This is a genomic window from Flavobacterium johnsoniae, assembly GCF_030388325.1.
GTDB classification, from domain to species: Bacteria; Bacteroidota; Bacteroidia; order Flavobacteriales; family Flavobacteriaceae; genus Flavobacterium; species Flavobacterium johnsoniae_C.
On record NZ_CP103794.1, the window covers coordinates 4,232,379 to 4,255,801 of the forward strand.

A 23,423-nucleotide genomic window follows, 5' to 3' on the forward strand; every position below is an offset into this window, starting at 1 on the left:
AAAAATAACCTATGAAAAAAAGACATAACCATACATTTTCAATCTTTGCGCTTTTTGTTTTGTTTCAGATTTGTCTGGGCAGTTTTGCTCAGACAAAGATGAACATTAACGACAATTGGCTTTATTTAGAAAATCATACTACAAACCTCAACGAAGCGCAAAAAGCTTCAAATTGGACTTCATTAAATTTACCCCACACTTGGAACGCCGAAGATGCAACCGATTTATATCCTGGTTATCGCCGTGATGCAAGCTGGTATCAAAAAAAAATAAATATTCCGCAGATCGATAAAAACAGCGTTTATTCTTTATATTTTGAAGGTTCGAATGTAACCACAAAAGTCTATATAAACGGAAAAGAAGCTGGAACTCATATTGGCGGTTATATTGGTTTTTCTATTGATATTACCAATTTTATCAAAGAAGGAAATAATGATATTTTTGTTCGCGTTGATAATAGTTATGACATCGAAATTATTCCGTCTCAAAAAAGTGATTTCTTTATTTATGGCGGAATTACACGCGATGTCTGGCTTGTTTCAAAATACAAAAATCATATCGAGAATCTAAAAATTACAACTCCTGAAGTTTCAGCAAAAAAAGCTTCTGTTCAGATTGTTTCTTCAATTGTAAATCCTGAAAATTCAAAAGATTTATCATTGACAGTCACTTTAAAAAATCCGAAAGGCAAAAAAGTAGCTAGTAAAACAGTTTTGGTTTCAGATAAAACTTCGACTATCACTTTCGAAAACATCAAAAATCCAGAACTTTGGGATACTGAAAAACCTAATTTATACAGTCTTTCTGCTGTTTTATCAGAAAAAAATCAAATTAAAGACAGTGTTTCAGAAAAAGTAGGTTTTAGATGGTTTGAGTTTAAAGATCATGGTCCGTTTTACCTCAACGGAAAACGTTTATTAATTCGCGGAACGCATCGACATGAAGAACAAGCCGGAGTTGGCGCTGCAATGAGCAACGAACAGCATTGGGCAGACATGAAATCGATTAAAGCAATGGGTGCCAATTTTGTTCGTTTAGCACATTATCCGCAAGATCCCGAAATTTATAAAGCTTGTGACGAACTTGGTCTTTTGGTTTGGGATGAACTACCTTGGTGCCGCGGCGGAATTGGAAATGATGCTTGGAAAACCAATACCAAAAACATGCTCGAAGAAATTATCAATCAAAATTACAATCACCCAAGTATTATTATTTGGTCTTTAGGAAACGAAATTAACTGGCTTCCTGATTTTCCCAATGGCGATAATGCAGATAAAACAAATGCTTTTTTAACTGAATTAAATGACATTGCTCATAAACTCGATCCAACGAGAAAAACAGCAATTAGAAAATATTATGAAGGTTCGCACATTGTTGATGTTTTCTCTCCTTCTATCTGGTCTGGCTGGTATTCTGGAAGTTACAAAAGTTATCAAAAAGCAATTGACGTTTATAAAAAAGAATACAAACATTTTATTCATGCTGAATATGGCGGAGACAGTCATGTTGGTCGTCACAGCGAAAATCCAGTAACAGGAGAAAATGTTATTAAAGCCGAAGGTTGGGAAGAAGCCATTGTTCAGACTAAAATTGCAAACATTGCCCAAATCGGCGATTGGAGCGAAAATTATATAGTCGATTTATTTGATTGGCATTTGCATGTATCTGAAAACGATCCGATGTTTGTGGGAAATATTCAATGGGCTTTTAAAGATTTTGCAACGCCTTTACGTCCAGAAGATGATATTCCGTACATGAACCAAAAAGGACTTACGGACAGAAACGGAATTCCGAAAGATGCGTATTATGTTTTTAAAAGTTATTGGGCAAAAGAACCTTTTGCTTACATCGAATCACATACTTGGACAGAACGCCAAGGTCCAGAAAATACGCCGAGAACAATTAGTGTTTTCAGTAATTGCGAAAAAGTGACTTTATCTCATAACGGAAAATCTTTAGGAGAAAAACAGCGAAATATTTCCTTGTATCCTGCAAATGGTTTGACTTGGGATGTCAATTTTACTAAAGGAGAAAATATTCTAATTACAATTGGAAAAACAAAAGAAGGAAAAACGGTCTCTGATACCTTAAAAGTAAATTATCGTTTTAATAAAAATGATACTCCTTCGTCGTTGCAATTATCTTCAGAAAAACTAAAAAACGGTAATTATTTAGTAACAGCAATTGCAATTGACAATAACAATCTGCGCTGTTTAGATTATGAAGAAAGTGTTTATTTTCAATGTTTAAAAGGCGGTAAAACTTTAAAAAATCAAGGAACACCAACTGGAAGCGAATCCATACGAATGGCAAACGGAAAAGCTTCTATTGAAGTAATTCCTGATGGTTCTGGAAATCCGATTGAAATGACGGCTTTGAATCAGAGCTTTAAAGGAGAATACTTGAAGATTGAGCCTTGAGAATTTAACCGCAAGGTTCGCAAAGGTTTACGCAAAGGACGCAAATTATTTATGCTTTGCGTAAAAAAACTTAGCGAACCTTGCGTAAACCTTTGCGCCCTTTGCGGTTAAGCCACACACAATTACAAAAACAAATTAATACAAAAAATGAAAAAAATATTAACCGCATTACTCCTAACCTCTTCTGTTCTGGGATTTGCACAAAATCTAATCTCCAATGTACCCAACCGAAATACCACTTCATTAAACGGCGTTTGGAATTACATAATAGATCCTTATCAAACTGGTTTTTATAGCTTTCACTTGGATCAATACGACAAACAGGAAAAACCAGCAAAAGGAGCTTTTTTCAATAATTATCATGCGCAAAATAAACAAGAATTAGTAGAATATGATTTTGATAAATCTCCAACTATAACTATTCCTAGCGACTGGAATTCACAAATTCAAGAATTGAAATATTATGAAGGAAATGTTTGGTTTAAAAAGTCTTTCGATTATAATTTAAAAGACAAAAAACGTCTTTTTTTATATTTGGGTGCAATCAATTACAAAGCCGATGTTTATTTGAATGGAAAAAAACTTGGAACACACGAAGGCGGTTTTACTCCGTTTAATTATGAGATTACTTCGATTGTAAAATCTACAGAAAATTATTTGGTTATAAAAGTTGATAATACGCGTCACAAAGAAGATGTTCCAACAGTAAATACCGATTGGTGGAATTATGGCGGAATCACAAGAGATGTAACTTTAGTTGAAGAAGAATCGTCTTTTGTGGAAGATTATAATATTCAACTGAAAAAAGGCAATGCAAATGTCATTTCTGGCTTTATTAAAATCAATAATTTGGATGCATCAAAAAATCAGGTTTCAATTTCTATTCCAGAACTAAAGATCAATTATAAAGGAAAAATTGGTTCTGATGGCATTTCAAATTTTGAAATTCCAGCGAAAAAAATCTCTTATTGGTCGCCTGAAAATCCGAAATTATACGATGTTCAAATTAATTTTAATGGACAAAAATTAAATGACAAAATAGGTTTTAGAACTATTGAAACGAAAGAAGATAAAATTCTGCTCAACGGAAAACCAATCTTTTTACGCGGAATTTCTATTCACGAAGAAAATGCCAAAGGCGGACGCGCAAATTCTCAAGAAGATGCTTTGCGTTTATTAAATTGGGCAAAAGAATTAGGCTGCAATTATGTTCGTTTAGCGCATTATCCGCATAACGAAAATATCATCCGCGAAGCTGATAAAATGGGAATAATGGTTTGGGAAGAAATTCCGGTATACTGGACTGTAGAATTTACAAACAAAAATACTTATCAAAATGCCGAAAATCAGTTAACAGCTTCTATTACAAGAGATAAAAATAGAGCGAGTATTATTATCTGGTCAATGGCGAATGAAACTCCAATTTCGGAAGCGAGAAATAATTTCATTAAAAATTTAGCATCACACACAAGATCATTAGATAATACCAGATTAATCAGTGCTGCTTTATTAACCAAAAAAGAAACTATTGATGATCCGATTGGTGAAGTTTTAGATGTTGTGGCTTTCAACCAATATTTAGGCTGGTATGGAGGAAATTTAGAAGATGCAGAGAAAATAACATGGAAATCTAAATATAATAAACCAGTAATTGTTTCTGAATTTGGAGGTGATGCTAAAGCTGGTTTTCACGGAGAAAAAAATGAACGTTGGACAGAAGAATATCAAGAATATTTATACATCCAGAATTTAAAAATGATTGAAAAAATTCCGCATCTAAGCGGGACAAGTCCGTGGATTTTGGTTGATTTCAGATCGCCAAAAAGATTGCTTCCAGGAATTCAAGACGGTTACAATCGCAAAGGATTAATTTCTAATGATGGCGAAAAAAAGAAGGCTTTTTACATTATGCAGGATTGGTACGCCAAAAAGAAAAATGAATAAAGAGTATTATCAATTCATTAACAAAAAACAAACTGTAAATTATATGATTTTTCTTCATTATTGACTTACTTTGTAGTAATTCTAAAAATTGTAATCCTATGAAAAAATTATGTTTATTGGCAGTTACATTGTTTGCTGCTTTTACAGTTCAGGCGCAAGATGTGGTAAAATTTTCTCCTCTTGATGCCAGTCCGGTTGATATTTCTTATTTCCCAAACAAAGCAGTGAAATTCAAAAAAACAGATAATCCTAATCCAGTTATCAAAGTTCTTTACGCAAGACCTTCTGCAAAAGGAAGAACTATTTTTGGTGATGTTGTAAAGTTTGGAGAAGTTTGGAGAGTTGGTGCTAACGAAAACACCGAAATAAAATTCTACAAAGATGTAACAATCGGTGGTAAAAAAGTTCCTGCTGGATATTATAGTTTATTTGCTATTCCAGAAAAAGATAAATGGACAATCATTATCAATAAAGAATTGGATTTATGGGGTGGTTATGCTTACGATCAAAGTAAAGATGTTGTGAGAGTTTCAGTTCCTGTGAAACCAGTTTCTGATGTTATCGAAGCTTTATCTATTGCTTTTACAACTCAAGGCAATGTAGCAAATCTTGTTATTGGTTGGGATAAAACAACTGTTGAATTGCCAATTACGGTTAAATAATTAATCGTTTTTTTGATATATAAAAGAGTCATTGAAAAATGTCTCTTTTTTTATGCAGATAATTTTCTTCGCATTTGATAACACAATCTTAGGCAAACATAGCCCGTGGTTTCAACCACGTGTACGCAAAGTATGTAACATTACGTTTATAAAAATACGTTTCCCGTGGTTGAAACCAAGGGCTATGTTTAAAATCGGAACGTCAAACAAAAAGAGACATTTTTCAATGTCTCTTTTTTTAAACCTTAACAGTTTCTATAATTTTATCCAACGTAATTGGTAAATCTCGTACACGTTTTCCTGTTGCATTAAAAACAGCATTTGCAATTGCAGGCGCCATTCCAACTAAAGCAGTTTCTCCAAGACCTTTTGTTCCCATCGGATTACTGATTGGATCTTTTTTATTTACAAAGAAAACTTCTTGTTTTTCAATATCAGCATTTACAGGAACATGATAATCGGCGAAATTATTATTAATCGGACGACCGAAACGGTGATCGATTTCTAAAGCTTCCATTAATCCCATTCCGATTCCTCCTACCGCGCCGCCATACATTTGTCCTGCTGACGTTTTTTGGTTAATAACTGTTCCAATATCAGCGCAAGAAACCACGTGCGCTAATCTTATTTTACCCAAATTCGGATTCACAAGTACTTTTACGAAATGCACCGAAAAAGAATAAATTGAATATTTCTTAGCTTCTTCTGCCGCTTTGGATAGATTTTCAACTTCCAATCCTTCTAACTTACTACTAATCAAAACAGAAGCTAACGTAACCGATTTAGATTTATCTTTTTTAGAAGAAATCAAACCATTTTCAAAAGTCAAATCTGTAATTGGAATTCCTTTAAAAGTCGGATTTTGAGTTGCCAATTCCAAAGCTTTGCTTAGTAATAAATTACAAGAATCATGCACCGCAGAACCAACAGAAGAAGTCGTTGCCGATCCTCCTTGCGTTGGGCCTTTTGGAAGTCCGCTTTTTCCCATTTCTATGATAATATTTTCAGCAGAAAGCCCTGTAATTTCGGCACCAATTGCTGTCATCATCGTTGCAGTTCCTGGTCCCATGTCGTTTACACTGCATTGTAACACTAACTTTCCGTCAGGTAAAAATTTTGCTTTTACAGAAGTCGGACTTCTATAACATCCAAACGTTCCTGTTCCCATTCCGTAACCTACAAGCCAGTTTCCTTCTTTGACCGCACCAGGTTCATTTTTACGATTTTGCCATCCAATGCGTTCCATTCCGCCTTCGTAGCATTCTAAAAGATATTTACTGCTCCAAGGTTTATTTTGTTCCTGATCTTTTTCGGCATAATTCAATTTGCGAAACTCAATCGGATCTAGATTTAATTTATAAGCCAGTTCATCCATTGCACATTCTAGAGCAAAAGAACCTGTTGCTTCTCCTGGACCACGCATCCAAATTGGCGTACAAGTATCTAAAGGCACAATTCTATAACGCGTAGAAACATTGGCACAATCGTAAATAAATCGCGACATATTTACGGTTCCTTCCATAAAATCTTCATAACTGGAAGTCATCGCAACCGCTTCGTGGGTTAAACCTGTTAGTTTACCTGCTTTTGTTGCTCCAAGTCCCATTTTTTGAATCGTGTAAGGTCTAAAACCCACATTGGTAAACATCTGTTCGCGATGTAAAACCAATTTCACTGGACGATTTAATTTTTTTGCACCGATCAAAGCTGCAATTTCATACGGCCAAGTGTGTAATCCCATTCCAAATGCACCTCCAAGATATTCAGAATGAACCTCAACATCTTCGACTGGAACTCCAAAAACTCCAGCAACACTTTTGCGTGTACCTTCAACGCCTTGACTTTTGGTATATAAAATTGGTTTATTTCCATTCCATTTGGCAATAATATTCGCCAATTCCATCGGGTTATGCACTTCCGTCGGAATCGTATATTCAGCTTCTAAAACAACTTCGGCATTTTTATATCCGTCATGTTCACCGCGATGATAATCGTTCCCTTTATCTGTTTCAACTTTTTTCTCTTTATCAGCAGCTTTTTGAAGATCGGTTGAATGTTCTTCTTTAAAATAATCCGCTTTAATTAAACTCGCTGCATATTGCATGCGTTCAAAAGTATCGGCAACCACCAAAGCAATTGGCTGATCGTAATACAAAACCGAATCATCTTTAAAAATCTGAAGTGGCTGTCCAAAATTATGTTTGTCTTTTGCTTTTTGATATCCGACAGGTTTGTCAACATTTAAATGCGTAATCACAGCCAAAACTCCGGGTGCCCATTCTGCTTTTTTAGTATCAATGGTTTTGATTCTTCCTTTAGCAATTGTACTTCCTACCAAACATGCATAAACAACACCATCCGTTTTATATTCTGCCGAATAAGTTGCTGATCCAGTTACTTTAGCAAATCCGTCAACTCTATTAATATTACTTGTCTTGCTCATAATTCTAATTATTTTGATGCTGCTATTGTAAGTGCTTCTGTTATGGCATTGGCTCCAAGTGTAATTTTAAAGTCATTATCACCGTATCCTCTTGCGCTTTTCATTGATAAATTGGCCGCTTGTCTAAATGTTTCTTCAGAAACAGTTTTTCCTTTCAAAAATTCTTCCGCATCTGTTAATCTCCATGGCTTATGAGCTACGCCTCCCATTGCGAGTCTAACATCTTGTATCACATTATTTTTTAAATCTAATGCGGCGGCAACAGAAACTAATGCAAAAGCATAACTGGTTCTATCTCGAACTTTTAAATAATGAACATTTTTAGTAAAATTATTGTCTGGAATTTCAATTGAAGTAATTAGTTCTTTTGTTTCCAAAGTATTATCTTTTTCCGGAGTGTTTCCTGGCAAACGATGAAAATCTGTAAATTTAATTTGTCTTTTACTTTTTGGTCCTTCAACCAAAACTATTGCATCTAGCGCTGCCAAAGCCACACACATATCACTCGGATGAACCGCTATACAACTTTCTGAAGCTCCAAAAATTGCTGACATTCTATTCGAACCTCCAATTGCGCCACAACCACTTTTTGGTGCTCTTTTATTGCAAGGCATATCGGTATTATAAAAATACGAACAACGTGTTTTTTGCAACATATTTCCTCCAACAGTTGCCATATGTCTGATTTGCTGTGATGCTCCAGCCGCTAAAGCTAAAGCCAACAAAGGATGTTTTTCTTTAATCGATAAATCTTCTGCAACCTGACTATTTTTTGCTAAAGCGCCTATAGAAACTTTTCCTTTAAGGAATTCTATTTTTTTAAGATCTAAACCATTAATATCAATCAACTTATCTGGAGCAACAATATTCTTTTTCATTAAATCTACCAGATTTGTTCCACCAGCAATAAACATAGCTTCTTTTTCTTTGCTAATATTTGTTACTGCCGAACCTGATGATAAAGCTCTAATTATCTGAAAATTTTTCATAACTCCTTTCCTCCTTCCTTCACTTCGGTTATAGCATCAACAATATTATGATAAGCTCCACAACGGCAGATATTTCCGCTCATGTATTCGCTGATTTCTTCTCTGCTGTTTGCATGACCTTCTTTAATGCAAGCAATTCCCGACATGATTTGCCCTGGTGTGCAATAACCGCATTGAAATCCATCATGTTTAATAAAAGCTTCCTGCATCGGATGTAGTTTTTTACCTCTTGAAAGCCCTTCGATTGTGGTTACCTGTGCATTTTGCTGCATAGATGCCAAAGAAAGACATGACAAAATTCGAGTTCCATTTACGTGAACTGTGCACGCGCCACATTGTCCGTGGTCACAGCCTTTTTTAGTTCCTGTTAGACGCAGTTGTTCTCTCAATAAATCCAATAAAGTAGTTCTTGGTTCTATATTGAGATTGTGTTTTGCTCCATTTACTTCAATAGAAAGCGGTACGGTTTCTAGATATTCCGCTATTTTTTCATCCCATTTCTTGTCTGAAGCCATTACCAATGAAGGTGGCGTAAAAGCAAGAGCGGTAAAAAGTCCCGATTTCTTTATAAAGTCACGACGCGAATTGGAGTCGTCCGGAGTAACTTTATTCTGATTTGTTTTTTTAGAAGCCATTCAGTCTATTTGTTAAATTAGCAAATTCACTTTTTGTCATTCTAACAAATTTAATCATCTTAAATCACAAAAAGTTATGAAATTCAAACATTACTCTTATTTAGAATAATTACAACTTCTTACTTTTTTTTAACGCAAAGCGCGCAAAGAATTTTAATTCAGTTATCTAAACTAAACGCTAAGTTCGCAAAGCTTCATCAATTCTAACTTTGCGAACTTAGCGTTTTTATAAAATCTTCTAAAACAAAAATTCTTTGCGCGCTTTGCGTTAAAAAAAACACATCCCATACTGTTTAATTCTTTATTTTGAAAATTGTATTTTTACGAGAATTAAGTTTTTACTATGCCAAATCAGCAACATATTTATCTCGATAATAATGCCACGACTCGTGTTGATGATAGAGTTTTGAATGCAATGCTTCCGTATTTTACTGATCTGTATGCGAATTCAACAAGCAGACATATAGCAGGTTTAACAGTTAATGAAGCCGTTGAAAATGCGGCGTGGCAAGTTGCGGACTTAATTAATGCGAATGCAGAGGAAATCACCTTTACATCAGGCGCAACTGAGGCAATCAATCTGGCGATTAAAGGTTTGGTTAATCAAGACCGAAAACATATCATTACCATTCAAACAGAACATAAAGCGGTTCTCGAAACTTGCCATTTTATGGAGCAGAATGGTTTTGATGTTAGTTATTTATCTGTTAGCAAAGACGGACTTTTAGATATTAATCTTTTAAATGAAATTATAACATATAAAACACTGGCTTTCATCGGAATGCTTTCTAACAATGAAACTGGTGTCATACAAAATAGCAGTGAAATTTCTAACATTTTAAAAAGTAAAAATGTACTTTTTATATGTGATGCTACACAGGCTGTTGGAAAAATTCCAATTGATGCTAAAGCTTTAGGAATTGATCTTTTGACTTTGTCGGCACATAAATTTTATGGACCAAAAGGTGTTGGCGCATTGTATATTTCAGCGAAAGCTAAACTTAAACTACAACCACAAATTATTGGTGGAGGTCAGCAAAGAAAACTTCGAAGCGGAACTCTAAATACACCTGGAATTATCGGTTTAGGTAAAGCATCAGAAATAGCTGTAAATGAATTAGAAAAAGACTCCAATAGAATTAATCTATTAAGAAATAAATTGGAATCTGGTTTATTACAATTTGAAGGTTCTTTTGTAAACGGAAATACAGAAAACCGAATTTATAATACTTCTAATATTTGTTTTCCAAACGTAAATTCAGAACAGCTGATACTTGCTTTGGGAAATATTTCTGTTTCAAACGGAGCTTCTTGTTCGGCGGTAACTTCTGAACCTTCACATGTTTTAAAAGCAATGGGATTGTCGGATGAAGAGGCTTTGAGTTCGATTCGATTTAGTTTGGGAAGATTTACAACTGAGGAAGAAATTGAGATTGCTATTGAACAGGTTTTAAAGATTGCAAGAGATTTAAATGTATAGTTTATCATTTCGACTGAAAGGAGAAATCGCACTCGTGAATCGACAAAGATTGACGACATACTTTACAGAGTTTCTAGTGAGATTTCTCCTTTCAGTCGAAATGATAAACTATACCTAAAACCCTCTGAACCTTTGTACCTAAAAATCAAGAAATCAACTCCCGATAATCTTCTTCCGTATCAATATCAATATTGCCTTTTTCAAAAAGAATTGAAACAACATCATCAGAATATTTTTTAATCAGTTTTTTGGCTCCTTCCTGTCCAGTTAATCCTAAAAGTTCTTGAAAATATTTTTGATGAAATAAAACTGGCGTGCCTAAAGTTTCGGAGTAAGCAGAAGCTATAATTCCTTTTTGGGTTTTATGATGTTCGTTTATAAGATTTTCAAATATTGAACTGGTTACAAAAGGCTGATCGCAGACTGCAAAAATGCATTGTTCACAATCAGGATTTAAGTTTGATAATTCATTTAATCCCTTTGCAATAGAAGAAGACATTCCATTTTCCCAATCTTGATTTAAGCAAACTGTTATGTCGCCCGAATTAAGTTCTTTTTTTATAACTTCATAATTCGCACCCATTACAACTATTACCAATGCATTTTCGACTTTTAAAGCTTCATAAATTGTGTTCTTTAAAAGTGTTGATTTTTTATATTCCAGCAATTGTTTCGGGCGGCCTAATCTCGAAGAATTTCCTGCGGCTAAAATGATAATTCCAGTTGAATTAGACAGTTTATTTTCCATGATAAACTTCATTGTGAATTTTACCCGATTTGTATTTCAAATAAGTTCCCGCACGTTGAGATGCAACAGCTTTTATCTCTGAAATAATAGATAATGCTATTTCTTCCGAAGTTTCGGCACCAATATCTAATCCAACAGGAGTATGAATTCGGCTTAACTGTTCTTCGTTTACCGAAATTCCTTCGTTCTGGAGATCATCTAACATTCGGCTAAATTTTGATTTTGGACCGAGAATACCAATATAATGGCAATTAGTTCGCAATAAAGATTTTAAAACAGCCAGATCATATTTGTAATTATGCGTCATTAAAAGAAAATAAGTCTGATCGTCTATTTGTATATTATCCAGAAATTGCTCGGGTTTTACAACCAAAACCTGATTGGCTTTAGGAAAACGTTTTGAAGTTGCATGTGTAGCGCGACCTTCGCCAAGGTTAATTTTCCATCCTAAAATAGCCGCCATTTTTACTAAAGGCTGAATATCATTTCCAGCTCCCGCAATTACTAAAGATATTGAAGGTTTTATATATTCTATTAAAGCTTCGTCTTCGTTTTCTTGAAGTTTCTTTACTGTCGAAATCTTATTTTTGAGAACTTCTTTTACATCCGAAATCAGATTTAAAACTTCATTATTATGATTTAAAAAGGGACTTTCTTTTCTAAAAAACAAAGTCGTTCCCATCTGAAAAGCATTTCTTTTTAAAGAAAAAACCGTTACGATTACGGCTTCTTTTCTTTCTAATTCCAATTGTTCTAAAAGCTGAATCGGATTGTTCTGAGTTTCTTCATTTATATATTCAAAAAGGATGTGAACAATTCCGTTGCATCCAAGCTGCAAACCAACTTCTGCATCATCTTCATTGCTAGTATTGTAAGTTACAAGTTTATTTTGCTTTTGATTAATTGAAAGAAGCGCTTTTCGCAATGCATCTCCTTCTAGGCAACCACCGCTTATTGCGCCAGTTAGTATTCCGTCTTCAGTTACCAGCATGCGTGCGCCGGGCTGCCTGTATGATGAGCCTTCGACTTTAACTACGGTTGCCAGAGCTGTTTTTTTTCTTGCTTCTTTTGCTGCTGAATAAGCTTTAAGAATTTCGCTGATTTCTTTCATGGGTAATTTTCATCAATATAAATTCTATTGAAGTATTTTTTATCAGCTTAAAAATAAAAACTTAATCTGAAACAGCGCTTACAATACGGATTAATTATTCATTTAATTCTAAAGAATAATCTAATTTCGATTTTATCACTTTTTTATTTCTATCGAGCATATAAATCTTTTCTGGATTTTTACTGAAATAACCATAATACGTTTGCTCATTTTGCGGTTTGTCCCAATTTAAAACATAAATTGTACCATCTGGATCATTTTCTAAGCCTCTTTCTGTATTAAGATTTCCTTTTTCTTTAAATGTTCGTTCTGGAGATTTTCCTTTGTAAATAGTAGAAAGTTCGTATTTATTACTCAAACGATTAATTCTCAAAATTGTTTCGATTCCAGCGCAATCAGCGCATGGCAGCGATCCTTCAAAAACCAAAATATTATCTGTTTCTTGTTTTTCAATTTGATTTTCGATTGAATCTCTTTTTATAGTTTCATCTGTCTCGGTTTGCTTTTTAGAATTACATGATACAAACAATTGAGCTAAAACTGCAGTAAAAATTAATATCTTTTTCATTTTCTTTTTCTTACAAATATAAAGAATATTCTTACTCTTTCAAGTTAATTATTTTAAGTTCTAAAAAGAAATCAGCCCCATAACATAAGCCGTTTGAACTGCTTCTGCGGTATTGGTTACTTTCAACTTTTCGATAATATTTTGTCTATGACGTCGAACAGTATAAACTGAAATATGCATTTCTGCGGCAATTTGTTCGCTTTTATTTCCTTTTGCAACACTATTTAAAACTTCTATTTCTCTTTTAGAAAGAATCGCTTCCGCTTTATTTTTATACTTTTCAGCTTCAATAACTTCTCCGGTTTGAATATTGAAAATCTTTCCGTCAATTCCTTTTCTAAATTGTAAATCTGTCGACGGCATATACAAACATAAGGCAAGAGAAATGCTACCATTACTGAAGGTCTTAAGGTAAATAGTACGATGATTTATATACGTAGATTTTTCAACATAATCTTTCATTCGCAATCTACTTAATGTACTATAATTGGAATATTCTTCTTTTGGAATTCCTTTTAAAAACTCATAAAAATTAAGTTCCAGAATATGACGTTCAACCAAATCATCTGAATTAATTTTAGTAAAAATACATTCTTCAAAAGCAGAATCAATGACAGAATTTTCATTTGGAAGTCCGAAAACCGAACCGAAATTTCCAGCAAAAATATAACTGCGATCAGCCTGATAATCGGATAAAACTGCCACACATTGCTCAATCTTGACATAATTTGCGACAAATTGTTTGTACATTTCTATGTCGTTAGATTCTCCAATCTCAAACTTTTGTTCTAAAAACGTATTCATTAATTGGTTTTCGACTGAAGGATTTTGTGGCATATAAAAAAGTGGAATTGGTTAATTTTACGTATTGCTGTTTTTATTTAGCAATTCTATTTTTGGAAACTTAAAAATATCACTTTCTATCCCAAAAAAATAATTTATGAAAACATTTTTTTACAACGCTCTTATTATCCTAAGCCTTTTTTTAGCTAGCTGTAATAATAAAAATGAAGCACTAAAAACAACTATGACAGAAGAAACAAAAACAGATTCGGCTATTGTTAATGGTTCTCCTTGCGATATTAAATTGTCAAACATCTATTTTACAAAAGCCGTAAATGGCGCTGATACTTTAATTAAAAAGGAAGCTAATGAAAAAATCATTTTTAAGGCTGGCGAAAAATCAGATTATTTTTCTGATCCTGATGGAAAATTGTCCAACACAACTGCTCCAATGCTTTTATCAAAAGTAGATAATACAAAACCTTTTACGCTTACCGCGAAAGTTACACCTCAATTTACAGCAAAAGGTTTGTACAACGCGGGAGTTTTATACATTTATGTGAATGATAATTTCTACCAAAAATTCTGTTTTGAACAAGACGAAAGAGGCAACCATAGAATTGTAACCGTTCGTACAATGGGAACTTCTGATGATAATAATCACGATGTTGTAAAACAGCCTTCAGTTTACATGAAAATATCTTCGGACACTAAAACAGTTGCAAGCTATTATTCTCTTGACAAAAAGAACTGGCAAATGGTACGTTTGTACAAAAACAATTATCCGAAAGAAATCTGGATGGGAATTAGCACTCAATGTCCAATGGATAAAGGAACACAAAGCATTTTTGAAGAAATCAATTTAGAAGAAAAAAGTGTTTCTGATTTCCGTTTAGGAATTTAAAGTCTGTATTAAGTTCTTGGCTTAAAATGATTTATTATTGTTACGGTAATTATTTTTTCAAATTCACGTATGATTTATATTACTAAGTTTTGTATTTTTATCGATAGCGAAATAATTAATACTCACCTTAAATTTAAACTGCATGGGAAAATTTGTAATTACTACTAGAACCAATGGAGAGTTTCAGTTCAATTTGAAAGCTGGTAACGGCCAGACAATTTTAACAAGCGAAGGCTATACAACAAAGGCGGCTTGCAATAACGGAATCGAATCAGTTAAAAAAAATGCACCCGACGATGATCGTTATGATAGATTAGAATCTAAAAGTGGTAAGCCTTATTTTAATTTAAAAGCTGGAAACGGACAAATTATTGGCTCAAGCGAAATGTACGAAAGCACTTCTGCAAGAGAAAACGGAATTGAATCTGTTAAGAAAAATGCTCCAGATGCAACAATTGATGATCAAACGGCTTAATTAAAAAAGTTGTTCTAAATAGAAAAAGCGAGGTAAATGCCTCGCTTTTTTATTTGATAAATATTGGATTTTCTTAATCTAACAAAAATACAATTAATCCTCTCGCTCCGTGCGCACCGAGAACTAATGACTGCTCAATATCAGCCGTTTTTGATGGACCAGCGATGAAAGTTCCAAAACCATATTCCATGTTTCCAATTCTTTGATACGCTTGCTGCATTGTTGGAATAAGATCTTTTTTATGAACAATAATGGCTAAATATTGTGCAATGAAAGGCGCAACACGTTGTCCTAAAATATCATCTGTAACCCAAAGTCCGCTGTTTTCTGCAACTCCAAAATGTGCTTTTACAACCGTTAATTCAACATCTTGAAGCGAATGCGGATCTACTGCTTTCCAATCTAAAGAAGCAATTTCAGAAAGTTCTGGAAGTGTTGTAATTAATCTTTTTTCTAAATTATAATTGGATTTAATGTAATTGATAATTTCATCATAATTGGCAACTTCTACAGGATCTCCTCCAATTCCTTTTAAAACCGTTTTATAAGTTTCTAAAACATCAAATTGTTCTGAACCTAAAAGATTTAAATCTGGCAGTTCTGAAACCAATTCGGGCTGATTTGCTTTTATTCTTTTTAAAATTTCGCCTTTACTACTCATTTCCTTTTTCTTTAGATTCTCGCGAATTTTTCTTGTACCATTCTCTAAAAGACTGTTCTGGAACATCTGGCATTTCACGCTGATCGTACCATTTATTCATTTTATTACTAACCATTCCTGGAATATTCTTCATTACAAATCGTCCAGATTTACCGGCAATATTAAAAACTGTTGGATTTGCCAATACCGTCGCCATCGTTTTCATTGCTACAGTTTTAGCTGTCGGAGTATGTCCTTCTTTTACCAAAACCTGACGCCATTTGTACAATTGATCGTGAATATCAATTTTTACTGGACAAACATTAGTACATGAACCGCAAAGCGTACTCGCAAAAGGCAAATCTGCATTTTTGCTCATATCTAAATTCGGCGCCAAAATAGAACCAATTGGTCCAGCAACCGCATTATGATAACTGTGACCGCCGCTTCGTCTGTAAACTGGGCAGGTATTCATGCACGCGCCACAGCGAATACATTTTAATGAGTTTCTAAAATCTTCTCTTCCTAATTGAGTACTTCTTCCGTTGTCTACAATTACGATATGCATTTCTTTACCGTCTCTCGGCTTTTTAAAATGACTTGAAAAAGTAGTAATCGGTTGCCCTGTTGCGCTTCTTGCTAATAATCGCAAGAAAACACCTAAATGTTCTCTTTTCGGAATCAATTTCTCGAATCCCATACAAGCGATGTGAACGTCTGCTAAGTGCGCGCCCATATCAGCATTTCCTTCATTCGTACAAACTACAAATTCTCCTGTTTCTGCAACAGCAAAATTCACTCCTGTCAACGCCACTTTTCGAGTCAAGAAAGTATTTCTTAAACTATGACGAGCTGATTCTGTTAAATACTGTGGATTGAAATTTCCTTTTTCTGTACCCAAATGTTCGTGGAAAGTTTCACTTACATCTTCTTTCTTTAAGTGAATCGCCGGAAGTACAATATGACTCGGCGGTTCTTTACGAAGCTGAACGATATATTCTCCTAAATCAGAATCGATTACTTCTATTCCTTTTTCGGCTAAATAATCGTTCAAATGACATTCTTCTGTAAGCATCGATTTGGATTTTACCATTTGCTTTACATCATGTTTTGCCATGATCGAATGTACAATTTCGTTGTGTTCTTTGGCATCGGCTGCCCAATGTACAATTATGCCGTTTCTTTGAGCATTAGCTTCAAATTCAACTAAATAATCGTGAATATTAGAAAGCACATTAAATTTAATTTGAGAAGCCGTTTCGCGAAGCAATTCCCAATCTGCTATTTGATGCGCTGATTTATCTCTTTTAGCACGAACAAACCAAAGTGTTTCATCATGCCAATTGACACGCTCTACATCTTTATTGAACTTTGTTGCGGCTTCGCTGTGCTGTATTATTTTTTCTGATGACATTTTTTGTTTTTTTTAAGCTGTAAGCTTTAAGCTACAAGCAGTAAGCAACTTAACTTTCTTAATATCTTAATGGTAGAAAAAATTAATTTTCGAGTGAATTTAATATTTCAGCAATGTGAATGGTTTTGATTCTGCTTTTTTGTCTTTTCAGAATTCCGTCCAAATGCATTAAGCAAGACATATCTCCACCTGTAATATAATCCACATCATGACTTTCGTGATCTTTAATACGATCTTGTCCCATTTTTACAGAAACCGCTTCTTCGGTTACGCAGAAAGTTCCGCCAAAACCACAACATTCGTCTTTTCTCGTAAGAGCAACTAAATCAAGACCTTCTATATTGTGTAATAATTGTTCTGGTTTAGAAAAAAATGGAGCGTTCAATTCAGACATCTGCGAAAGCTTTAATCCGCGTTGACCGTGACAGCTCACGTGCATTCCCACTTTAAACGGAAATCTTCCGTCGATATGATCGATTTTTAAAACGTCTGTAATAAATTCTGTAAGTTCATAAACTGTATTTCGTATTGCTGTTGCCTTCTCTTCTTGTTTTTCGTCGTGCAAATGGTCTTTTACATGCAAAACACAACTTCCAGAAGGACAAACTATATAATCAAATCCAGAAAAATTGGCAATGAAATTAGCATCGCAACCTTTAGTTAAATGTGCATAACCGCTATTTGCCATAGGTTGTCCGCAACAGGTTTGTCCCATCGGAAATTCGACATCACAACCTAATTTTTGAAGTAATTCGTAGGTTGCAATTCCTACTTTTGGATAAAATTGGTCGACATAACAAGGTATAAAAAGTCCAATTTTCATGTTGTAGTATTTAGTGTGTTGTTCATTCGGCGTATAAAGTAAAAATGTAAAAAATACGTTTCTCAGCAAATTTACAACATACAGACCGTTTTTACCTAATGTTTATAGAATTTCAAGTCAATTAAATCGTTCTGAATTGGTTTCGGATTCCAATTTTGATGAATTGCCAACGCCGCGCCCAATGCACTCGCCTGCGCCATCGAAGCCGCATAAACCTCTACATCTGGAAACGCTTCTGCCAATAAATTCATGTAAATGGAATTTTTACTGAATCCGCCATCTACAAAAATCTTTTTTACCGGACTATTATGAATGACCAAATTGGTAGAAAAAACCTGTTGTTCAACCAAATCCAACATTAATTGATGATAAGCAGTTTCGTAATCTTTATAATGAGAAAGGTCTCTTTTTTGAAAAGGACATTCTTTCAAAATATCAAAATTGTACTTTTTAGGATAAATGATTTGAAAATTAAGCGCTCTTAAATTGGCTACTATTTTCTTGTCAAAATAAACTTCTTTGTACGCGTCGACCGGAACATTAAAATACTCAGCCAAACGTTTAGTCTGCATTTCATGTTCGTTTCCTGCAAATAAACGTGCTGCTTTTACCGGTTTTTCGGTGTATTGCATATAACAAAGACAATCGTTTTGCGATTCGTCAAATGTTAAAGGTTTATTATTGAACGGATTTAGAGAAATACTCCAAGTTCCTGTAGACAACAAGACAAATGGTTCAGTAAAATTGATAGTGTACGGAATAATTGCCGATGAACTATCGTGAAGACCAACTCCAACGGCAAGATTTTCACGAGTCATAATTACATCTTTTCCAAAATGAATTGGCGGTATTTTTTCTGAAATACCTTCTTCTTTCAGCCATTTATGGTATTTCATTTTTTTGAAATTCCACATATTGGTATGGCAGCCAATACTCGTAATATCCGCGTAAGCTTCATTCGTTAAAAGAAAACTTAGAAACTGAGGTAAGTGCAGACAGTATTTTACCTTTTCAAATATTTCAGGTTTTTCTTCTTTTAAGCGATAAATCTGCATTCCAGAATTTAAACTGCCCAAAACTGGAGAAGCTGTTTTTACAGCAAACTTTTTTTCTCCTTTGTATTTTTCGTAGAATTGAGTTTTTAATTCCTCTGGATAATCTTTTAAATAATTATACAGAGGAGTTAAAATTTTTCCGTTTTCGTCAATATAAACAAAACTGGCTCCGTAAGTGCTAAAATTGATTGCTTTTAAAACATAATCATTAAGCTCTTTTATTTCAGATAATCGGTCTAAAATCCAGTTTTTAAGTACTTCGATATCTTCACACGGAAATCCATCTTCGTCTTTGGTTTCCTCTAGATTAACAGATTTCTCCCAGACAATTTTATAATTTTCGTTAAATAAAAAAACCTTTTTGTTTGTTTTACCAATATCAAAAATCGCAACTACATTCATTTTTTTTAATTGTAAATTGTTAATTATCAATTGTCAATTAATGCTTTATAATTAACAATTAATAATTCATAATTATAATCCAGTTGCCATTGTTTTTAAACCTCTTTCTTCGATAAGATTTTGTCTTACTTGAAGCGAACGATATAATGCTACAGGGTTTAAAGCTGCTCCAGAACGTAAACGAGCTTCTGCAACTAACGCGCGAACATCTGTACGGAATGCATTTTGAAGAATTTCCTGTGCTTTTACCACATCATTTTCTTCTTGAGCTTGTTCTAATGCTTTTCTGTCAACAGAAAGTGCCTGAGCGTACGCAATCATAATCGCTTCAACAGATTGCAATAAATCTTCTAAAGGATCTTTAATGTTGTGAGAAGCATCAATCATCCAACCTAAATCTTTGGCATGATTCATTCCTCTTGCATCCATTCCTTCTACTAATTCATTAAAAATCAAGAATAATTGATATGGTTTTAATGCTCCAGCAGTTAAATCGTCGTCTCCGTATTTTGAATCGTTAAAATGGAAACCTCCTAATTTATTGTCCATTAATAAAATAGAAACAATTTGTTCGATGTTTGCGTTCGGCAAATGATGCCCTAAATCAACAAGTGTTTTTGCTTTGTCTCCTAATTTTTGAACATAAGAATACGATTGTCCCCAATCTGCAACTGTAGTAGAATAAAAATTAGGTTCAGCACATTTGTATTCTAAAAATAATTTCCAGTTTGAAGGCAATGCATCATAGATTTCTTCTAAACTTTCTAATGTATTTTGGTATGCTTTTCTGAAGTTTAATTGTCCAGGAAAATTAGAACCATCTGCCAACCAAACTGTTAAAGATTCAGATCCTAATTCGATTCCGTGTTTAATAACTTCTATGTTATGAGCGATTGCTTGTTTACGAACGGCTTTATTTACGTTTTGCAAAGAACCGTATTTGTAAGTATGCTCCGCGCTTGCCTGATCTTGAAAAGTATTTGAGTTCATAGCATCGAACTTCAATCCGTGCTGCCCCGCCAATGTTTTGATTGCTCCATAATTGCTTGGAATATCCCAAGGAATATGAAGTGAAATCGCGCCAGAAGCATTGTTTAATTTGTGAAGCAAACCAACATCTTCGATTTTTTCTTCAATAGAACGAGGTTCTCCTCCTCCAGCGAAACGTCCGAATCTTGTTCCTCCAGTTCCTAAAGCCCAAGATGGAATTGCAATTTGAAAATCGATTAATTTTTGAATTATCGCTTCTGTATTATTTATTTCTGAAGCTGTAAAAACAAGCTTACTTTCGTGTTTTTTAATTAAATCTTCGTTATGAGATTCGATGTGGTTTGATCCGATTAACATAGTTATTGATATTTTAATAGAGTTTACAAGGTATAAATTTTATACGTTTAGTATATTTTTTTAACACATAATGCCACAGTTTTAGTGCCGAAATTTTTGACGCTGATTTTACGGATTCGCTATCGCGAAGACGCGAAAAAAAACGGATTTTAAAAAAAGATAATTAAAAAAAATCTGTGTCAATCGGCGTTTTCGCGATAGCGAATCCATCTCATCCGCGTTCTATGATTTTCATATGTTTAATATTTTTCAACTTAAAAATTTTATACAAACCAAACTCTGGTTGTACTTCACTTTTTTGTTAAGTTTTCTTTGTTAAAGCGAATTGTTATATGCTAAAAAAATCTAACGTTCGAAAGAATTCGAACGCTAGACCACAAAAAACCACTTTTGCTTAAACAAACTTATATAAAAAACCTAAACAATCTTTATCTATAAAAGCCCATTGCTACGCCACCGTCTACGTTTAATGCGTTTCCTGTAGATTTACCAAGTAAACCTCCAACAAAAGCATAACAAGCATTAGCAATATCATCAGGCAATATGATTTCATTTAACAACGTACGTTTTGCATAGTAAGCCGGAAGTTCTTCAACCGTAACTCCGTATGCTTTTGCACGACCTTCTGCCCAACCTCCAGACCAAATGTTTGAGTCTGAAATTACTGCATCAGGATTTACTGTGTTTACACGAATTTTATCTGCTCCAAGTTCTGCAGCCATTAAACGTGTTAAGTGCGCTTGAGCCGCTTTAGCCGAACCATAACCAGGGTTATTTGGACCAGCAACAACAGCATTTTTAGAAACGATATTTACTATATCTCCTCCAAAACCTTGTTTGCGCATTACTTCGATTCCGGCTTTAGAAACAATAAATTGTCCTTTTACCAAGATATCGTACAATCTATCCCACTCTTCTAAAGTGTGTTCTGCGATAGATTTTGAAATACTGATTCCAGCATTATTTACCACAATGTCAACACCTCCAAAAGCTAAAGAAGCTTCGTCTAATGCTTTTTCTGTACTTACCTCGTCAGTAACATTCAATAAAGTGCTAGAAACGGCATCTTTACCAAATGCTTTTGTAAATTCAGCAGTTGCACCTTCTAAACGCTCTTCGTTAATATCATTAATAACAACACAAGCACCTTCTTGAGCAAATTTCTTAGCGATAGCTTTACCAATTCCGCCCGCAGAACCAGTAATTAAAGCAACTCTTCCAGATAATGCTTTTGGTTTTGGCATACGCTGTAATTTAGCTTCTTCCAACAACCAATATTCAATGTCAAAAGCTTCTTGGTGAGGCAAAGAAGTGTACTCTGAAACTGCTTCAGCACCTTTCATTACATTTACAGCATTGATATAATATTCAGATGCTAAACGTGCCATTGTTTTATCTTTAGCAAAAGTGAACATTCCAACTCCAGGATATAAAATCACAACTGGATTTGGGTCACGCATTGCTGGTGAATTTGATTTTTTACATGCATTGTAATAGTCTTTATACATTGCACGGTAAGCTTCGAAAGCAGGAGTTAATTTTGCTTTTATCGAATCAATATCTGATAAATCTTCGTTTGGATCTAATTCTAAAACTAAAGGACTGATTTTAGTTCTTAAAAAGTGATCTGGACAAGAAGTTCCTAATGGAGCTAATTTCGCTAAATCATTAGAATTAATGAATTCCAAAACTCTTGCATCGTCTGTATAATGACCAATCATTTGACGTTCTGATGAACAGAAACCTCTCAAAATCGGCGCTACTTTTGTTGCTTTCAATTTACGATCTGCTTCTGGAAGACTATCAATTTTCTTTCCTCCAAAAACTGGACGTTTTTTTCCGTAATTATCTTCTAAGTAAGTCGCACATTTCTCGATTACTTCCAGCGTATTAATATAACTTTCAAACGCAGTATCTCCCCAAGTGAATAAACCGTGAGAACCTAACATGATTCCGCGTAGTTGTTTACCGTTTTGAGCCGCTTCTTCTAAACAAGCTCTTAATTGAAGACCAAGATCAAATCCTGGACGTTGCCAACCTACCCAACCGATTTCTCCGTTGAATAATTCTTCTGTGATTTTCTTTCCATCTTTCGCTGCAGCGATAGCAATTGCCGCATCTGGATGCAAGTGATCGATATGTTTGAAAGGAAGAAATCCGTGTAAAGGCGTATCAATAGAAGGCGCTTTTGAAGCCAAATCGAAAATACAGTGGTTGAATAATTCTACCATTTCGTCTTCAAACTCAATTCCTCTGTAAACGTTTTCAAGATTACGAAGTCTGTCCAAATACAAAGCTGCACAGCCAGATTTTGTCAATGTTCCAATATCTCCACCAGAACCTTTAATCCACATTACTTCTGAAGATTCTCCAGTTAACGGATCTTTATCTGTGATTTTTACAGAAGTATTTCCTCCTCCATAATTAGTCAATCTTAAATCTGCTCCTAATAAATTAGAACGATAAATAAAAAGCGCTACTTCATCACCCGCCAATTCTGCGGCTTTAGCATCATCCCAAAGGTAGCTTACATGCTTAAAATTTGTATTAATTGTTTTTGTATCCGACATATACTTTTAT

Annotated in this window: 19 protein-coding genes; 6 read left to right on the forward strand and 13 right to left on the reverse strand. The window is 34.3% G+C overall.

The window, feature by feature from the left end; translation table 11 throughout:
• Positions 1-11 precede the first annotated feature (11 nt).
• The 3 genes from NYQ10_RS18100 to NYQ10_RS18110 all read left to right on the forward strand — a co-directional run bounded on the left by NYQ10_RS18100 (position 12) and on the right by NYQ10_RS18110 (position 5,026).
• On the forward strand, positions 12-2,420 hold the full coding sequence (locus NYQ10_RS18100; RefSeq protein WP_289877625.1) for a glycoside hydrolase family 2 protein: 2,409 nt from the start codon (positions 12-14) through the stop codon (positions 2,418-2,420).
• 147 nt (positions 2,421-2,567) lie between these two features.
• Entirely contained in the window at positions 2,568-4,364 is a 1,797-nt protein-coding gene (locus NYQ10_RS18105; RefSeq protein ID WP_289877626.1) for a glycoside hydrolase family 2 protein, read from the forward strand.
• Positions 4,365-4,462: 98 nt separating this feature from the next.
• Positions 4,463-5,026: a DUF2911 domain-containing protein gene (locus NYQ10_RS18110; protein WP_289877627.1), complete on the forward strand. Its 564-nt coding sequence runs from the start codon at positions 4,463-4,465 to the stop codon at positions 5,024-5,026.
• 238 nt (positions 5,027-5,264) lie between these two features.
• On the opposite strand, the gene NYQ10_RS18115 is transcribed toward NYQ10_RS18110, so the two are convergent.
• Genes NYQ10_RS18115 through NYQ10_RS18125 form a run of 3 tightly spaced genes read right to left on the reverse strand, consistent with a single transcriptional unit; the run spans position 5,265 to position 9,093 of the window.
• Positions 5,265-7,469 (reverse strand): xanthine dehydrogenase family protein molybdopterin-binding subunit, encoded by a 2,205-nt coding sequence (locus NYQ10_RS18115; protein WP_289877628.1) that lies wholly within the window; start codon positions 7,467-7,469, stop codon positions 5,265-5,267.
• Between the two features lie 8 nt (positions 7,470-7,477).
• Positions 7,478-8,458 (reverse strand): FAD binding domain-containing protein, encoded by a 981-nt coding sequence (locus tag NYQ10_RS18120; RefSeq protein WP_289877629.1) that lies wholly within the window; start codon positions 8,456-8,458, stop codon positions 7,478-7,480.
• Positions 8,455-9,093, reverse strand: a complete 639-nt coding sequence (locus tag NYQ10_RS18125; protein ID WP_289877630.1) for a (2Fe-2S)-binding protein — start codon at positions 9,091-9,093, stop codon at positions 8,455-8,457. Before NYQ10_RS18125 ends, NYQ10_RS18120 begins: the two co-directional genes overlap by 4 nt.
• 343 nt (positions 9,094-9,436) lie before the next feature.
• Here NYQ10_RS18125 and NYQ10_RS18130 point away from each other — a divergent pair, with 343 nt between their 5' ends.
• Positions 9,437-10,573: a cysteine desulfurase family protein gene (locus NYQ10_RS18130; RefSeq protein WP_289877631.1), complete on the forward strand. Its 1,137-nt coding sequence runs from the start codon at positions 9,437-9,439 to the stop codon at positions 10,571-10,573.
• A 145-nt stretch (positions 10,574-10,718) separates the two neighbouring features.
• Here the strand turns inward: NYQ10_RS18130 and NYQ10_RS18135 are convergent, their stop codons facing one another.
• From NYQ10_RS18135 to NYQ10_RS18150, 4 genes are all read right to left on the reverse strand, one after another.
• Positions 10,719-11,321, reverse strand: a complete 603-nt coding sequence (locus NYQ10_RS18135) for a nucleotidyltransferase family protein (protein WP_289877632.1) — start codon at positions 11,319-11,321, stop codon at positions 10,719-10,721.
• Positions 11,311-12,432 (reverse strand): XdhC family protein, encoded by a 1,122-nt coding sequence (locus NYQ10_RS18140; protein WP_289877633.1) that lies wholly within the window; start codon positions 12,430-12,432, stop codon positions 11,311-11,313. The genes NYQ10_RS18135 and NYQ10_RS18140 overlap by 11 nt, the downstream gene beginning before the upstream one ends.
• 94 nt (positions 12,433-12,526) lie before the next feature.
• Complete coding sequence (locus NYQ10_RS18145; RefSeq protein WP_289877634.1) at positions 12,527-13,000, reverse strand: copper resistance protein NlpE; 474 nt, start codon at positions 12,998-13,000, stop codon at positions 12,527-12,529.
• Between the two features lie 60 nt (positions 13,001-13,060).
• Entirely contained in the window at positions 13,061-13,804 is a 744-nt protein-coding gene (locus tag NYQ10_RS18150; RefSeq protein ID WP_289877635.1) for a response regulator transcription factor, read from the reverse strand.
• A gap of 136 nt (positions 13,805-13,940) precedes the next feature.
• On the opposite strand from NYQ10_RS18150, the gene NYQ10_RS18155 reads away from it, so the two are divergent.
• Complete coding sequence (locus NYQ10_RS18155) at positions 13,941-14,687, forward strand: DUF1349 domain-containing protein (RefSeq protein ID WP_289877636.1); 747 nt, start codon at positions 13,941-13,943, stop codon at positions 14,685-14,687.
• A gap of 142 nt (positions 14,688-14,829) precedes the next feature.
• The gene (locus tag NYQ10_RS18160) at positions 14,830-15,162 is read left to right on the forward strand and encodes a YegP family protein (protein WP_289877637.1); all 333 of its coding nucleotides are present in this window, start codon (positions 14,830-14,832) and stop codon (positions 15,160-15,162) included.
• A gap of 73 nt (positions 15,163-15,235) precedes the next feature.
• Here the strand turns inward: NYQ10_RS18160 and NYQ10_RS18165 are convergent, their stop codons facing one another.
• From NYQ10_RS18165 to NYQ10_RS18190, 6 genes are all read right to left on the reverse strand, one after another.
• Entirely contained in the window at positions 15,236-15,823 is a 588-nt protein-coding gene (locus NYQ10_RS18165; RefSeq protein ID WP_289877638.1) for a LutC/YkgG family protein, read from the reverse strand.
• Complete coding sequence (locus NYQ10_RS18170) at positions 15,816-17,216, reverse strand: lactate utilization protein B (RefSeq protein ID WP_289877639.1); 1,401 nt, start codon at positions 17,214-17,216, stop codon at positions 15,816-15,818. The genes NYQ10_RS18165 and NYQ10_RS18170 overlap by 8 nt, the downstream gene beginning before the upstream one ends.
• 82 nt (positions 17,217-17,298) lie before the next feature.
• Positions 17,299-18,039: a (Fe-S)-binding protein gene (locus tag NYQ10_RS18175; protein ID WP_202004637.1), complete on the reverse strand. Its 741-nt coding sequence runs from the start codon at positions 18,037-18,039 to the stop codon at positions 17,299-17,301.
• Positions 18,040-18,134: 95 nt separating this feature from the next.
• Positions 18,135-19,496: an FGGY-family carbohydrate kinase gene (locus NYQ10_RS18180; protein ID WP_289877640.1), complete on the reverse strand. Its 1,362-nt coding sequence runs from the start codon at positions 19,494-19,496 to the stop codon at positions 18,135-18,137.
• 72 nt (positions 19,497-19,568) lie between these two features.
• Positions 19,569-20,843 carry a TIM barrel protein gene (locus NYQ10_RS18185; RefSeq protein ID WP_289877641.1) on the reverse strand — a complete coding sequence of 425 codons (1,275 nt, stop codon included), beginning with the start codon at positions 20,841-20,843 and terminating at the stop codon, positions 19,569-19,571.
• 428 nt (positions 20,844-21,271) lie between these two features.
• The gene (locus NYQ10_RS18190) at positions 21,272-23,413 is read right to left on the reverse strand and encodes a bifunctional aldolase/short-chain dehydrogenase (protein ID WP_289877642.1); all 2,142 of its coding nucleotides are present in this window, start codon (positions 23,411-23,413) and stop codon (positions 21,272-21,274) included.
• Positions 23,414-23,423 lie beyond the last annotated feature (10 nt).